General features: G+C 74.3%; 13 protein-coding genes. 7 read left to right on the top strand and 6 right to left on the bottom strand.

What is annotated here, in order from left to right:
- Positions 1 to 317 precede the first annotated feature (317 nt).
- On the top strand, positions 318 to 971 hold the full coding sequence (locus tag ACIPW5_RS09320; protein WP_401242552.1) for a lysostaphin resistance A-like protein: 654 nt from the start codon (positions 318 to 320) through the stop codon (positions 969 to 971).
- A gap of 25 nt (positions 972 to 996) precedes the next feature.
- Here ACIPW5_RS09320 and ACIPW5_RS09315 read toward each other — a convergent pair whose 3' ends face one another.
- Positions 997 to 2,601, bottom strand: a complete 1,605-nt coding sequence (locus ACIPW5_RS09315) for an alpha/beta hydrolase (RefSeq protein ID WP_401242550.1) — start codon at positions 2,599 to 2,601, stop codon at positions 997 to 999.
- A 384-nt stretch (positions 2,602 to 2,985) separates the two neighbouring features.
- On the opposite strand from ACIPW5_RS09315, the gene ACIPW5_RS09310 reads away from it, so the two are divergent.
- A complete protein-coding gene (locus ACIPW5_RS09310) occupies positions 2,986 to 3,387 on the top strand; it encodes an RDD family protein (protein ID WP_401243132.1) in 402 nt (133 codons plus the stop codon).
- 419 nt (positions 3,388 to 3,806) lie between these two features.
- Here the strand turns inward: ACIPW5_RS09310 and ACIPW5_RS09305 are convergent, their stop codons facing one another.
- The gene (locus ACIPW5_RS09305; RefSeq protein WP_401242548.1) at positions 3,807 to 5,330 is read right to left on the bottom strand and encodes an aldehyde dehydrogenase family protein; all 1,524 of its coding nucleotides are present in this window, start codon (positions 5,328 to 5,330) and stop codon (positions 3,807 to 3,809) included.
- Positions 5,331 to 5,386: 56 nt separating this feature from the next.
- Positions 5,387 to 6,673 carry a GAF domain-containing protein gene (locus tag ACIPW5_RS09300; RefSeq protein WP_401242545.1) on the bottom strand — a complete coding sequence of 429 codons (1,287 nt, stop codon included), beginning with the start codon at positions 6,671 to 6,673 and terminating at the stop codon, positions 5,387 to 5,389.
- Positions 6,674 to 6,869: 196 nt separating this feature from the next.
- Between ACIPW5_RS09300 and ACIPW5_RS09295 the strand changes: the two genes are divergently transcribed.
- A complete protein-coding gene (locus tag ACIPW5_RS09295; protein WP_401242543.1) occupies positions 6,870 to 7,442 on the top strand; it encodes an MOSC domain-containing protein in 573 nt (190 codons plus the stop codon).
- 27 nt (positions 7,443 to 7,469) lie between these two features.
- On the opposite strand, the gene ACIPW5_RS09290 is transcribed toward ACIPW5_RS09295, so the two are convergent.
- Positions 7,470 to 7,946 (bottom strand): SAM-dependent methyltransferase, encoded by a 477-nt coding sequence (locus tag ACIPW5_RS09290; RefSeq protein WP_401242541.1) that lies wholly within the window; start codon positions 7,944 to 7,946, stop codon positions 7,470 to 7,472.
- 73 nt (positions 7,947 to 8,019) lie between these two features.
- Positions 8,020 to 8,808: a hypothetical protein gene (locus ACIPW5_RS09285; RefSeq protein ID WP_401242538.1), complete on the bottom strand. Its 789-nt coding sequence runs from the start codon at positions 8,806 to 8,808 to the stop codon at positions 8,020 to 8,022.
- A 144-nt stretch (positions 8,809 to 8,952) separates the two neighbouring features.
- On the opposite strand from ACIPW5_RS09285, the gene ACIPW5_RS09280 reads away from it, so the two are divergent.
- Positions 8,953 to 9,867 carry an oxygenase MpaB family protein gene (locus ACIPW5_RS09280; protein WP_401242535.1) on the top strand — a complete coding sequence of 305 codons (915 nt, stop codon included), beginning with the start codon at positions 8,953 to 8,955 and terminating at the stop codon, positions 9,865 to 9,867.
- 72 nt (positions 9,868 to 9,939) lie between these two features.
- Here the strand turns inward: ACIPW5_RS09280 and ACIPW5_RS09275 are convergent, their stop codons facing one another.
- Positions 9,940 to 10,548, bottom strand: a complete 609-nt coding sequence (locus tag ACIPW5_RS09275) for a class I SAM-dependent methyltransferase (RefSeq protein ID WP_401243129.1) — start codon at positions 10,546 to 10,548, stop codon at positions 9,940 to 9,942.
- A 171-nt stretch (positions 10,549 to 10,719) separates the two neighbouring features.
- On the opposite strand from ACIPW5_RS09275, the gene ACIPW5_RS09270 reads away from it, so the two are divergent.
- The 3 genes from ACIPW5_RS09270 to ACIPW5_RS09260 are packed head-to-tail and all read left to right on the top strand — an operon-like array spanning position 10,720 to position 14,731.
- Complete coding sequence (locus tag ACIPW5_RS09270) at positions 10,720 to 11,613, top strand: MHYT domain-containing protein (RefSeq protein ID WP_401242532.1); 894 nt, start codon at positions 10,720 to 10,722, stop codon at positions 11,611 to 11,613.
- A gap of 47 nt (positions 11,614 to 11,660) precedes the next feature.
- Complete coding sequence (locus ACIPW5_RS09265) at positions 11,661 to 14,288, top strand: nitrate- and nitrite sensing domain-containing protein (protein WP_401242529.1); 2,628 nt, start codon at positions 11,661 to 11,663, stop codon at positions 14,286 to 14,288.
- The gene (locus tag ACIPW5_RS09260; RefSeq protein WP_401242526.1) at positions 14,288 to 14,731 is read left to right on the top strand and encodes a roadblock/LC7 domain-containing protein; all 444 of its coding nucleotides are present in this window, start codon (positions 14,288 to 14,290) and stop codon (positions 14,729 to 14,731) included. Before ACIPW5_RS09265 ends, ACIPW5_RS09260 begins: the two co-directional genes overlap by 1 nt.
- Positions 14,732 to 14,743: the final 12 nt, after the last annotated feature.

The following is a 14,743-nucleotide window of genomic DNA, read 5'->3' as shown; positions in this document are numbered from 1 at the left end:
ACTGGAGCTTTCGGAGAGTGATGTGGGCCGGTAATGGTCCGGATCTTGGCCGCCCGTAGGGGCGGACGCCTCCAAGGGTGAGCTTGCACGCGCGGTGTCGCCCGGCGCGGGGGAAAGCAACCAGTAGCGTGGTGCGGAGGGAGGGGATGACGAGACCGTCGGCCCAACCGAAGGATGGACTCACTCTGGTGCCTTCTCGCGATCCTGACGCTGCCCGGCCGCCCGCCGGACGCGGCCGCAGCAGCGCAGACACCTCGTTCTGGGGCCGGTGGCCCGGGCCGATCGGCACCTGGCCGGCGGTCGGGCTCACGGTGGGCGTGCTTGTTGTCGCCAACGTGCTCATGCACCGCTGGTCCGGCGCCGCGGCCCTGATGACGGCGGTCGTGGTCAGTGCCCTGCTGCTCGGCGTGCTCCGCTGGGCCGGCGGTACGTGGGCGGACGCGGGCCTGGCACCCGGCACGCTGGGCCGGGGCGCCCGGTGGGCGCTGGCCCTGATCGGCCTGGTCGGCGTCGTCTACCTGGCTGGGGCGCTGCTGCCGGTCACCCGGACGCTGTTCGAGGACCGGCGCTACGAGGGGATGGACGGGGCCGAGCTGACGCTCCGCGTGCTCCTGCTCGTCCCCGTCGGTACCGTCCTGCTGGAGGAGACCGCCTTTCGCGGCGTGCTTTACGGGCTGGTGGCGCGGGCCCGCGGCGCGGTGTGGGCGACCACGGTGTCGAGCGTGCTGTTCGGCCTATGGCACGTGCTGCCGTCGCTGCGTCTGTCGACCGCGAAACCCGCGCTGACCACGGTCTTCGGCGACTCGACGCTCGGCGCGTCCCTCGCAGTCACGGCCGCCGTGCTGTTCACCGGGGCCGCGGGCGTTCTGTTCTGCGAGCTGCGCAGGCGCAGCGGCAGTCTGCTGGCACCGATGGGCCTGCACTGGGCGGTCAACGCGCTCGGCTACCTCGTGGGTTTCCTGCTGCGCTGACGTCCACCGCGAAGCCGCCACCCGTTCACTCCCGGGGCTGGATGATCTCCTTCAGCCGGTCCAGGTCCTGCGGCGTGAACCCGGTCGGCCGCATGACGGCGTTCCAGCCGTCGACGTACTCGGCCTTGTACGTGTGACCGTGGCCGTCCGGCACCCCCGTGGAGAACGGCAGATCGGCCGTGACCTGCCAGAACGTCACGAACGGGATCCAGACCAACGTGTCGAGCACGTCGGAGCCGGGCGCCTCCCCGATCCAGTCGGGTTCGGAGAGGGCCAGCTCGGGGCTCCACCAGACGATCGGGTCGGACGGGTGCATGAGGTACAGCACCCTCGTGCCGTCCCACGGCTGGTCCTGCGGGGAGATCCCGGCGCCCGGGGCGTCGGTGAACCGGACGGTCCGCCCCTCCTTGTAGACGGGCTCGATCTCAGGACTCCCCGGCTCGCGGTGATCGCTGAACTCGCGGAAGAGGGTGTTGAAGTTGGGCGGCCCGGCGAACAGGGTGCCGGCGGTCCGGTTGCGCAGGTCGTACTCCCCGCTGAAGGCCGTCTCACCGCCGAACGAACCCAGGCTCTCCCCCGCGACGAACAGCCGTGGACGCTTGTCCTGGGGCAACGCCGACCAGACGTCGTACACCGCGTCGAAGAGCTCGCGGCCGGCCTCGCGGGCCTTCGACTGGTCGACGAGGTAGGACAGCCACGACGGCAGGTACGAGTACTGCATCGCCACGGTGGCCGCGTCGCCGCCGCCGAGGTACTCGAACGAGTCCACGGCTGCCGGATCGACCCAGCCGCTTCCCGTGGTCGTCATGACCAGCAGATTCGCCCGCTCGAAACCGCCCGCCCGCCGAAGGTCCGCGACCGCCCGCTCCGCCCGGCTCTCCGCGCTGTCGGCCGTGTCCAGGCCGGCGTACGCCCGTACGGGTTCCTGCGCCGTGCGGTGCGTGAACGCGCCGATCTCCGTGGCCGTCGGCCCGCTGCCGGTGAACGTCCGGCCCTGCCGGCCGAGCGAGTCCCACGGCACCAGGGAACCCGGCCCGCCCGAGCGCAGCGAGGAGGTGGGCTGGTGCACGCCCTCGGGTGTCTCCGTGTCCCGCAGCGAGAACGCCTCGTTGGCCGCACTCACGATGCCGCCCAGCAGCAGACCACTGAACACGGACCACGCGAGCCCCGCCACCACGAGCCAGCCGACCGCCTTCGCGGCCTTGTCGCCGACCCAGCGCCCGAGCAGGCGGGCTGCCCAGCGGTACGCGCGGCGGAGGCCGCGCCCGGTGAGAAGCAGCAGCCAGAAGACGAGAACGGCGATGAACGGGCAGGCGACGGCGGCGAGGACGCTGTAGTCGGTCACGCCCATCAGCCGGCGGATCTCGTGCTGCCAGTACTGCCCGAGCCCGAACGAGACGCTGAACAGCACCACCGCGCCGACGAGCAGGATCTGCCACGACCTGCGGGCGGCGGGCCGTGCCTCCCGGTCGGCGAACGCGCGCCACACGACGGCCGCGATCACGCCGAGCCCGTACCCGATGGCCCCGCTGATGCCGGCGATCAGCCCCTGTAGGACACCGCCGCGGGGAAGCAGCGACGGGGTGAAGGACAGACACGCGAGGAGCAGGGCGCCCCAGCAGCCGGGCACCGTGAGCCCGAGCCACCAGCGCCGCTTCCGGGACTCGTCCCGAGGCGTTGGCTCCGCGGCCCCGGTCCGCGCCGACGTAGCGTCCCGGGCGGCGTACGTCCGGCCTTCGTCGGCCTTGCGTGGCTGCGGCCCGTCCGACGGAGACACTGGCTGATCAGGAGACATGGCGGCCCTCCGTGGCCATGGTCCCAAGGGCGGCCCACGCTCGCCACCCAGGCCCGCCCGCAATCCCCACACAACCGGAATATGGGATCCCGGAATCTCGCGAACGAAGGAACGACATGTCGGACTCGATAGCCTCCGGCGGCGACCTCGGGCGGTTCCAGGCGGCCTCGGGCACCCGTCCCGGCTCTCCGGCAGGCCTCATGCCGCGCTCCGCCGCCACTGTCGTCGACCTCGTCATCGGCGTCGCGGTCATCCCTCGTTCCTCTGGTTGGCCTCGACCGGCTCCTCACGGCCTCGGGAGTCGCCGACGGCGAAGCCCGCGCGATCTGGCGTACCACTGCCGGACTCTGGGTCGCGGCCTTCTTCCTGCTTTACTCCCCGCTCAGCGTGTCGCGCTGGGGTGCGACTCCGGGCAAGTGGGCCCTGCGCCTCGAAGTGGTCCACTTCGGGACCGGCGGGCGCATCGGCTACGGCGCCGCCGTCGCCCGGCACCTCACGAACCTCGTGGTGACCGGCATCCCGGTGCTGTTTGTCGCCGGCGTCTCGTCGATCAACCTCAGCGTGGACCGCCGTGGCCTGCACAACAGGGCTTCCCGCAGCGCAGTGATCCACCGCAGGTGACCGCACGGTCAGGACCGGCTCAGGGGTCGGGCCTGCCGGCAGCCGGGCCGCATCCCTCGGAACGGACCCTCTGGGATGTCGGCCGCGTATCCGCGTCACGTGCCGTTGACGTCTCGCGCGGTCATGCGGCGTGAGCCGTCCATCCGGCTGCGGGCCGGGTGATGTTCGTACGGTGGAGAGCGTGGCGCCGGTCGTGCGACGACTGCCGGCTGTGCTTCAACTGCGGCCGCTGCGACGACGACTCCGGCCAGGACGACGGAGAGCCCAGCGGTTGTATAGGTCGGCGAAGACTTTGCCGGCGGTCTTGTCGTCCGCGGGACGTGCGCCTTCCCAGACAGCGAGGTCGTAGCTCATGCCCAGAGGCTCGCACACCCGTCTGACAGGAGTGCGAGCCGGACTGAGCAGCAGTGGCTGCGTTCTTAGAAGAACCCGAGCTTCTTCGGTGAGTAGCTGACAAGCAGGTTCTTCGTCTGCTGGTAGTGCTCCAGCATCATCTTGTGGGTCTCGCGGCCGATGCCCGACTGCTTGTAGCCGCCGAAGGCGGCGTGGGCCGGGTAGGCGTGGTAGCAGTTCGTCCAGACGCGGCCCGCCTGGATGGCGCGGCCCGCGCGGTACGCCGTGTTGATGTCGCGGCTCCAGACGCCCGCGCCCAGGCCGTACGCCGTGTCGTTGGCGATGCGGACGGCGTCGTCGAAGTCCTGGAAGGAGGTCACCGACACCACCGGGCCGAAGATCTCCTCCTGGAAGATCCGCATTCGGTTGTCGCCCTCGAAGATGGTCGGCTCCACGTAGAAGCCGCCCGCCAGCTCGCCGCCGTGGTCGATGCGGCCGCCGCCCGTGAGGATCTTCGCGCCCTCCTGCTGGCCGATCTCCACGTACGAGAGGATCTTGCGGAGCTGCTCCTCCGAGGTCTGGGCGCCGATCATCGTGTCCGTGTCCAGCGGGTGGCCCGGGACGATGAGTTCGGTGCGGGCGACGGCCGCGTCGAGGAAGTCGCCGTACCGGCCGCGCTCGATCAGCGCGCGCGAGGGGCTCGTACAGACCTCGCCCTGGTTCAGGGCGAACATGGTGAAGCCCTCCAGGGCCTTGTCGCGGAGGTCGTCGTCCGTCGCCCAGATGTCGTCGAAGAAGATGTTCGGGCTCTTGCCGCCGAGTTCAAGGGTCACCGGCTTCAAGTGCTCCGCCGCGTACTGCATGATCAGGCGCCCGGTCGAGGTCTCGCCGGTGAAGGCGATCTTCGCGACGCGCGGGCTGGAGGCGAGCGGCTTGCCGGCCTCCTCGCCGAAGCCGTTGACGACGTTCACCACGCCGGGCGGCAGCAGGTCCGCCACCAGGCTCAGCCAGTAGTGGACGGAAGCCGGGGTCTGTTCGGCCGGCTTGAGGACGACGGTGTTGCCGGCGGCCAGCGCGGGGGCCAGCTTCCAGACCGCCATCAGGATCGGGAAGTTCCACGGGATGATCTGGCCGACCACGCCCAGCGGCTCGTGGAAGTGGTACGCCACCGTGTCGTCGTCGAGCTGGCTGAGCGCGCCCTCCTGTGCCCGCAGGGCACCCGCGAAGTAGCGGAACTGGTCGACGGCCAGGGGGAGATCGGCGGCCAGGGTCTCGCGGACCGGCTTGCCGTTCTCCCAGGTCTCCGCGACGGCGAGGGCCTCCAGGTGCTGTTCCATGCGGTCCGCGATGCGGAGGAGGATCGTGGAGCGTTCGGCCACGGAGGTGCGGCCCCAGGCGGGGGCCGCCGCGTGGGCGGCGTCCAGGGCCCGTTCCACGTCCTCCGCCGTGCCGCGTGCGACCTCGGTGAAGGGCAGACCGGTGACGGGGGAGGGGTTCTCGAAGTACCGGCCGCGGGCCGGCTCCACGTACTCCCCGCCGATGAAGTGGCCGTAGCGGGACTCGTACGACATCAGCGCGCCCTCGGTGCCGGGTGCCGCGTAACGGGCCATGGGTGTCCTCCCCTTGCCGGGCGCCGGCCGCCGTCGGACAGCGCTCGGGCAGGACGCTAGGGGCGGGCAGGTTGCGGGTACGTTGCACGCCGGACGCCGAGCTCCTCGTCGAGGGAGCGTACGCGGGCCAGTGCGGCCGGCCGGCCCTGCGGCGGCAGGGCTCCGGCCAGGGCCCGCCACACCTCCGGGTCCTCCGCGCCCCACGGGCTGCACACCCAGTCGGCCAGCAGCCCCGGGTCGGCCCGGGCGATCACCGCAGCCCGCGCCTGCTCCTCGATCCGCCGCCGCAGCCGGACGATGCCGGGCGCCGAGGAGCCCGGCAGCAGCGGCCCCGGGTAGCGGGTGAGGGCGGCCGAGACGGCCCCCGCCGCCAAGTGCCGGGTCACGGCGGTGAAGTCGGCCTCCAGGGGGACCGCGGTGCGGTACGGGCGGGAGAGCAGGTTCCCGGCGCCGAGCAGGGCGCGCAGCCGGGACACCTCCGCCCGCAGCGTCACCGCCGCCACCGACTCGTCCTCGTACAGGGCGAAGGCCAGCTCCTCCCCGGACAGCCCCTCGGGGTGGTGCGCGAGCAGCGCCACGATCTCGCTGTGCCGCCGCCCCAGCGGGATCCGCCGGCCGCCGAGCACCAGCAGCGCCTCGTCCCGCCCGAGCGCGGCGAGGGTGTCCCGGGAGGCCGGCGGCTCCGGTGCCAGCAGCGCCAGCTGGGATTCGGCGGCCCGCGCCACCGCCTGGACGAACGCCAGCGAATGGGGGTGGGCCAGCCCGTCGCCGCCGGTGATGTCGACGGCCCCGAGCACCCGGCCCGTGCCGGGGTCCCGCACCGGGGCCGCCGCGCACGTCCAGGGGTGGACCAGGCGGCTGAAGTGCTCGGCGCCGAAGACCTGTACGGGCTCCCCGACGGCGACCGCCGTGCCGGGGGCGTTGGTGCCCATCGCCGACTCCGCCCAGCGCGTCCCCGGTACGAAGCCGAGCCGCTCGGCGCGGCGCAGGGTGGCCGTTTCCCCCTCGACCCAGAGCAGCTCGCCGCGGGCGTCGCACACCGCGAGCAGATGGGCCCCGCGCGCCGCGAACGCCCCCACGAGGTCCCGGAACAGCGGCATCACCGGGGCCAGCGGATGCTGTTCGCGGTAGGCCGGCAGTTCCGTCTCCGCCCTGGCCGGGCGGGGTGCGCACTCGGGGCTGACCCGGGCCCGGGCGCACCGCCGCCAGGACTGCGCGATCACGGCCCGGACGGGCGGCTCGACCCGCCCGTCCCGGGTGAAGGCCTCGTGGGCCCGCCGCAGGACGCGCGTGCGCTCGACGGGATCGGCCCCGCCCGGCAGCGCCAACGACGGATCGCCCATGTCACCCTCCCCAGGGGTCGTGGAGCCGCGTACGCGGAGGGCCCCATCGTCATGCGGCTCCCGGACCCCGGCAAGCGTCGCGTCGGCCAGTCCGTGCCGGAACCCGGCCGGGAACACGCGGCGCCGCCCGCGCGTTGACCTGGCGGAAGCAGGAATCCGGCCGCCTGGGCGGCAGGGGGGACAGGGGGACCTTCTCATGAGCACCACCGGGCACGCCGAGGCGCCGCACAGCGGGGCGGTCGCGGCGGTCAGCAGCAACGCCGCGTACTCCTTCACCAAGCCCAACCGGGAGAGCATCAGGCTCCTCGCCGGCCTCGGCGTCGAGGGCGACGTGCACGCCGGGGTCACGGTCAAGCACCGCTCGCGCGTGGCGCAGGACCCGACCCAGCCCAACCTGCGCCAGGTGCACCTGATCCACCGGGAGCTGTTCGAGGAGGTCGCCGCCGCGGGGTTCAGCGTCGCCCCGGGCCAGCTCGGCGAGAACGTGACCACCGAGGGCATGGACCTGCACGCCCTGCCGACGGGCACGCTGCTGCGCATAGGCGAGCAGGCGGTGGTGGAGGTGACGGGCCTGCGCAACCCCTGCCCGCAGATCAACGCCTTCCAGGACGGCCTGCTCAAGCAGGTCGTCGGCCGGGACGAGGAGGGCCGGGTGGTCCGCAAGGCCGGGATCATGGGCGTGGTCCACCGGGGCGGCACGATACGCCCCGGCGACACCATCACCGCCACCCTCCCGCCCCTGCCGCACGTTCCGCTCGAACGCGTCTGACGGGGGCGGGGGCGGGGCCCGGCGGCCCTAGTAGTAGTCCCGCATCAGGGCCGTGGCCCACTGCGGCTGGCGGGTCTCGCCGCGGGGGGCGAATTCCGCCATGTACGGCTTCAGGTCGAGCACGGGCGTGCCGTCCACCGCGTCCAGGCCCTCCACGTGCACGTCCAGGCCGTCGACCCGCAACACCCTGCACCGTGACAGGCCGATGCGGTTGGGGCGGTTCTTGCCGCGCTGGGCGAAGATCCCGACCAGGGGCCAGTCCGCGTTCCCCCGCGGGTGCCGGGCACCCGTCTCGATCTTCTCCACCGGTACCCGGTCGAAGTGGTACACGACCTCGACGTGGGAGAAGTCCTCCAGGCCGTAGAGGGCTTCGGGGCCGAACCGGTCGGCGTCCAGGCGGATCACCGCCCGTTCGCGTCCCCAGTCGTCGTCGACCACCTCCGCCCGGCCGCCCACGACCACGCCCACCGGCCGGGACTCCACCGGCTGCAACGACTCCGCCATCACGTTCCCCCGTGTTCCGTTCCGTTTTCTGCCGTTCCCTGTTCCGCAGGTCCGTGTCCCGGCCGCCCCGTGTTCAGGCCGGCCGGACCGCCACGCCGTCCAGCGCCGCCAGCAGGACGGACAGCTCCGGCAGCCCGCCGTCCCCTCCGTGGGGGACCGCGAGGACCCCGCCGGGTTCCTCGTCCAGCAGGACGAAGGCCGGGCCGCCCGTCCGGGCCACCAGCGACCAGCCGGGCCCGTCGGCCCGCAAGGTCCGTACGCCCTCGCCCGCGAAGGCCGACCGGACCCGTCCCGCCGGCGGGGCCTGCCGGGCGTACCCGGCGGCCTCGCCGAGCGCCCGCGCGAGCCCGGGGTGCGCGGCGGCCGCCGCCCCGCCGTCCTCGGCCACACGCTCGCGCCAGTCCGCCCACTCCCGGGCGATCTGGTCCGCGCCCAGGCGCCGCTGCACCGGCCCCCACACCTCCGCCGAGGGCGGCGCCAGCGGCACCCGCCCCGTGCCGTCCGCGCCCTGCTCCGGGTCGTGCGGCTCCGGGATGCCCGCCGTGGACACCGTCAGCTCCAGCGGCCAGCCCGCCAGCGAGACCACGATCGTGCGCTCGTCGGGCGACAGGTCGTACTCCATGCCGCAGTCCCAGGAGGCGATGGCCGCGGCCACGAGCGAGACGTCGTCCACGACGACCGTCCAGCGCGCGCCCTCCTCGTCCTGGCCCAGGACCAGCCCGTACCCGCCCGCCGCCGGCTCCACGCCCAGCTGCGCGCAGGCCTCGGCGAAGTCGTCACCGAGCACCGCCGGGAACTGCGCGGGGGTCAGCAGCACGGCCGTCAGCACGTACAGCGAGCCCCCGTCCTCCTCGTCGGACACGTGGCCTCCCGGAGCCTCCCGATCGCGTTCTCGTCGGCGCACCTTAACCAGCGGGTAACTCGCACGTCGAGACCCGACGGGGATCGATTTCCAAGCCCGCCACCTGCACGTAGAGTTGGGGCCCCGCCACAGAAAGGGAGACCGGTGCAGCGTTACGACCGGCTGAGGGAGATCCTCCGGCTCGACCCCGACAAGGACTTCCTCGCCATCTACCGGCTCACCGCCACCTACGAGTTCCCGTGGGACTTCACCCGCGCCCTGGAGCTCGCGCTCTTCAGGACCTACGCCGTCCCCTCCGTCGGGGCCCTCCTCGCCGAGACCGCGGAGTTCACCGAGCGCGCCCAGAAGCGGTACGACGACACCTCCCTGCTCCTCGACGCCGTCGTGGAGCACGGCTTCGAGAGCGACACCGCGCGCACCGCGATCCGCCGCGTCAACCAGATGCACCGCAGCTACGACATCTCCAACGACGACATGCGCTACGTCCTGTGCACGTTCGTGGTGATCCCGGCACGCTGGCTCGACGCCTACGGCTGGCGTCCGCTGACCCACCACGAGCGCCGGGCCTGCGCCAACTACTACGCCACCCTCGGCAGCCACCTGGGCATCACGGACGTCCCGGCCTCCTACGAGGAGTTCGAGAGCGCCCTGGACGCCTACGAGGAAGCCCACTTCGGCTGGGACGAGGGCGGCCGCGCGGTCGCCGACTCCACCCTCGACCTGATGGCCTCCTGGTATCCGGCGCCGCTCGCCCCCGCCGTGCGCCGCGCCAGCCTCGCCCTGCTCGACGAGCCGCTGCTGGACGCCTTCCGGTACGAGACCCCGCACCCCGGCCTGCGGCGCCTGGTCCGGGGCGCGCTGTGGCTGCGCGGCCGGGCGGTGCGGCTGATGCCCCCGCGCGGCGTCCCGCACTACGCCCGCCAGAACCCGGAGATCAAGGGCTACCGCGACGGTTACGACGTCGGCGAGCTCGGCACGTTCCCCACGCCCGGCGCCGGCGGCTGCCCCGTGCCGCACCCGCGCCGCCCGGCCGGAGCCGAGGCCCAGCCCCCGGCGTAGCCCCCGGGCCCGGGCGGGTGCGGGCGCGCGGGCCGGCGTACGGGAAGGACCGGGCCGGGCCCCGCGGACTGCTCAGCCGGCGCGTACGGCCAGGGCCAGGAAGCGGGCGTCCTCGTCGGCGTACGAGGTCATCCGCCAGCCGGAACCGGACAGCAGCGGGCCGAGGTTGTGCTCGGCCCGCAGGTCGTCCGGGGTCAGCTCGCGGCCGTGGCGCGCGGCGAGCGCGGCGCGCCCGATCGGGTGGAAGAGCGCGAGCCGGCCGCCCGGGCGGACCACGCGGGCGAGCTCGCGCAGGTTCTCGGCGGGACGGGGCAGGTGGGCGATCAGCCCGGCGGCGAAGACCGCGTCCAGCGCCCCGTCCCGCAGCGGCAGCCGGGCCACGTCGGCGCGCAGCAGGGTCCCCTCGCGGTCGCGTCCGGCCCGGCGGGCCTCGGCCAGCATCTCCTCGGTCAGGTCCAGGCCGAGCACGGTTCCGGACGGCCCGACGGCCGCGCGGAGCGGGACCAGCGCCCGGCCGGTGCCGCAGCCCGCGTCGAGGACCCGGTCCCCGGGCCCGACACCGAACTCCGCCACGGCGGTCTCGAAGGCGGGGCCGTCCTCCGGGAACTTGCCGTCCCAGGCGGCTGCGCGTGCCCCGAAGAACTCCTGCACATGCGTGTGGTCTTCGTTCGTACGACTCATACGGCTCATGCGCACATGATCCCGCACGGTCTCCGGGCCTTGCGGACCGTCCACAAGGTGACACGTGGTGTGATCGGAGATGAACGTCTCTCTGTCATATTCCAGCAGTTACAGCGTCTTTCGAAATGCGCCCCCTGTTCGCGCCCTCACCCGGACTAGCGTCCCGTGGCCATGGGACACCTGGACCACGCCGCCTATGGCTGGCTGACACCCGCACTGTCGTACGTGATGGCGTCGATCGGCGCCGCCCTCGGCCTGCGCTGCACCGTCCGCGCGCTCGCCGCGACCGGCGCCTCCCGGCGCAACTGGCTGCTCACCGCCGCCTCCGCCATCGGAACCGGCATCTGGACGATGCACTTCATCGCCATGCTCGGCTTCCACGTCACCGGCACCGAGATCCACTACGACGTGCCGATGACCCTGCTGAGCCTGCTCGTCGCCGTGGCCGTCGTCGGAGCCGGGGTCTTCGCCGTCGGCTACGGCAAGGACCGCGGCCGCTCCCTCGTCCTCGGCGGCCTGACCACCGGACTCGGGGTCGCGAGCATGCACTACCTCGGCATGGCCGCCTTGCGCCTGCACGGCCGGGTCGGCTACGACCCGCTCACCGTCGGCCTCTCCGTCGCCATCGCGGTCGTCGCCGCCACCGCCGCGCTGTGGGCCGCCCTCAACATCAAGTCGCCGGTGGCCGTCGCCGGCGCCTCCCTCGTCATGGGCGCCGCCGTCAGCAGCATGCACTACACGGGAATGATGGCCGTCTCCGTCCGCGTCACCCCTTCGGACACCGCGCTGCCCGGAGCCACCGCCCTGCAGTTCATCTTCCCGCTCGCGGTCGGGCTCGGCTCCTACCTCTTCATCACCGCCGCCTTCGTGGCGCTCTCCCCGACCGCGGACGAGCGCGCGGCCTCCGCCTCCGCGCCGGCTCCGGGGAGGACGGTCCCGGCCGGCCCCGGTCCCGGGCACGGGGCGGCTCCCGGTGCCGGCTCCGCACCGGCCGCCGCCTCCTCCACCTCCACCTCAGCCTCCGGACGGCGGCGGCCCGGCGCAGGCCCCCTCCCCTCCCGCTGACCCCGCCCGCCCCCTGAGGATCCGTACCGCCCCGGAACGAGGAGCCCATGCGCAGACCCCGCAGCAGACCGGAAGCAGCGCCACCGCGGCGCCCCGAGCCACCCCCGCGCGGCCGCCGCGCGCACGCCGGTCCCCCCGCCGCGGAACCGCCGGAGCCCGGAACCCGACGCGCCGCCCCGGCCGGGAACACCGGCGCGGGCCGCCCCGGCGGGCCGTGGGAGCGGCTGCGGCCCGCCACCGTCCGGGCGAAGATCGTCTCCCTGCTGATGGTCCCGGTCGTCTCCCTGCTCGCCCTCTGGGGCTTCGCCACCGTCAGCACCGCCCAGGAGATCGCCCGGCTCAGCCGGGTCCGCCAGGTCGACGCCGAGATACGCACCCCCCTCGCCGCCGCCCTCACCGAGATCCAGGCCGAACGCCGGGCCGCCGTCCGCCTCCTGTCCGACTCCGGGTCCGCCTCCGGCGAGGCGTCCGCCCTCGAACAGCAGGCCCGCCGCACCGACGCGGCCGTACGCCGGCTCCGCCTCGGCGACCGGCACACCGTCGCCGACTCCGGCGACTACCGCACCGACACGGTGGCCCGCCTCGGGGCCTTCGTCGCCGCCGCGGAGGCACTCGGTTCCACCCGCAAGGACGTCGCCGCCCGCCGTGCCACCCCGGAGGGCTCCTACGAGACGTACACCCGCGTGGCCGACGCCGCCCTGGCCGCCGAGGGCGCCCTCTCCGGCGGTTCCGACGCCGAACTCGGCCCCGACGCGCGGGTGCTGCTGGAGTTCGCCCGGGCCGGCGAGCTGCTGTCCCGGGAGGACGCGCTGCTCGCCCTGCCCGGCCCCCGCACCGCCGAGGCACAGCGCCGCCTGGCCGGCACCGTGGAGGCCCGCCGCACCCTCACCGCCGCCACCGCGCGCGACCTGCCGGCGGCCCAGCGGTCCGTCTGGGAGACCGTCTCGAAGGGCACCCCCTACGCCGAGCTCACCGCAGCCGAGGACCGGGCCCTGGCCGCGCCTCCCGCCGCCCTTCCGGCCGCCGCCAACCCCGCACCCGCCCTCGCCGGGTCCGCCCCCGCGGCCTCGGCGGCCGCCTCGGCGGCGCGCGAGGTCCACGGTGCGCCCGCCGGATGGGACGCCGCCCACGCGGCGGTGAGCGGCTCCATGCGCGACGTGCGGCAGGCCGCGCACGCCCGGTCCGCCGGGCAGGCCGACCCGCTCGCCGAAGGCGCCCTCAGCCCGGCCGGCGCAGCGGTGCTGCTGGGCCTGGCCGCGGTCGCCGCCTCGCTGGTGATCTCCGTACGGATCGGCCGCACCCTGGTGGTCGAGCTGGTGTCGCTGCGCAACACCGCGCTGGAGATCGCCCACCGCAAGCTGCCGCAGGCCATGGAGCGGCTGCGGGCCGGGCGGGCCGCGGACATCGACGTCGAGGCCGAGGCCCCGGCCGGGCCGCCCGCCGAGGACGAGATCGCCCAGGTCGGCGAGGCCCTGTCCACCGTCCACCGGGCCGCCCTCGGCGCCGCAGTCGAACGCGCCGAACTCGCCAGCGGCGTGAGCGGCGTCTTCGTCAACCTCGCCCGGCGCAGCCAGGTCCTGGTGCACAAGCAGCTCGACCTCCTCGACTCGATGGAGCGCCGCGCCGACGACCCGGGCGAACTCGGCGACCTCTTCCGCCTCGACCACCTCACCACCCGGATGCGCCGCCACGCGGAGAGCCTGATCATCCTCTCGGGCGCGGCCCCCGGCCGGGCGTGGCGGATGCCGGTACCGCTGACCAACGTCGTGCGCGCCGCCGTCTCGGAGATCGAGGACTACCCGCGCGTGGAGGTCCGCCGGCTCGCCGAGGCGGCCGTCAGCGGCGGATCCGTCGCCGACCTCACCCACCTGCTCGCCGAACTGATCGAGAACGCCACCCAGTTCTCCCCGCCGCACACCCGGGTCCGCGTCAGCGGCGAACCCGTCGGCGCCGGCTACGTCCTGGAGGTCGAGGACCGCGGACTCGGCATGGGCCGCGAGGCGCTCGCCGAAGCCAACCGCCGGATCGAGCACTGCGAGGACCTCGACCTCTTCGACAGCGACCGGCTCGGCCTCTTCGTGGTCAGCCGGCTCTCGGCGCGCCACGGGATCCAGGTCCACCTGCGGCCCTCGCCCTACGGGGGCACCACCGCCGTGGTGCTGCTGCCCAACTCCCTCCTCCAGGGGGCGATCGAGGCCCCGCCCGCCGCCGAGCCGGAGCCCGAGCGGGGCGCCGTGCCCGGGCCGGCCGCCGTACCCGAGCCGGCCACCGCGCCCGCGGCCGGGTCCGGTCCCCCCGCCGCCGCCGCCGGACCGCGGCCGGACCGGGCGCCCGCCCCCGTGGCCCCGCTGCGCCCGCGCGGCACCGGTGGCGCGGTCATCCGTACGGCACCGGTGAAGGCGGCGGCCGTCCCCCCGGCGCCCGTACCCCTGAGGGCGCCGGAGCCGGCCGCCTCGGTGACGGAACTGCCGCGCCGCGTACGCCAGGCCAGCCTGGTCCCGCAGCTCCGCGAGGCTCCCGCCGCCGACCGGGAACCGGCCGCCGGACGGCCCCCGGCGGACCGGCCGGAGCGCAGCCCGGAGCAGGTGCGCGACCGGATGGCCGCCTACCGGGCCGGGTGGGCGCGCGGCTCCCAGGACGATTCCCCCCACGCAGGCAGCGAAGGAGAAGTGTGATGATCGAACACCACAGGACCGCCCTCGACGGCGTCCGCAGATCCGGCGAACTGGACTGGCTGCTCGACGAACTCGTCATGCGGGTCCGCGAGGTCCGCCACGCGGTGGTGCTGTCCAACGACGGGCTCGCGGTGGGCTCCTCCAGCGGCCTGGGCCGGGAGGACGCCGAGCACCTGGCGGCCGTCGCCTCCGGCTTCCACAGCCTCGCCAAGGGCGCCGGCCGGCACTTCCGCGCCGGGAGCGTGCGCCAGACGATGGTCGAGATGGACGAGGGGTTCCTCTTCGTCGCGGCCGCCGGGGACGGGTCCTGCCTGGCCGTCCTCAGCACCGCCGGCGCCGACATCGGGCTGATCGCCTACGAGATGGCCCGGCTGGTCAAGCGGGTCGGCGAGCACCTGTACACGCCGCCCCGGTTCGCGGTCCGGCCGCCGGCCGCCGGGTGAGGACGGCGGTCC

It is taken from the genome of Streptomyces sp. NPDC090077 (assembly GCF_044747545.1).
In the GTDB taxonomy this organism is placed as follows: Bacteria; Actinomycetota; Actinomycetes; order Streptomycetales; family Streptomycetaceae; genus Streptomyces.
Note: the sequence above shows the minus strand (reverse complement) of the source record. Positions and strands in the feature narration are given on the sequence as shown.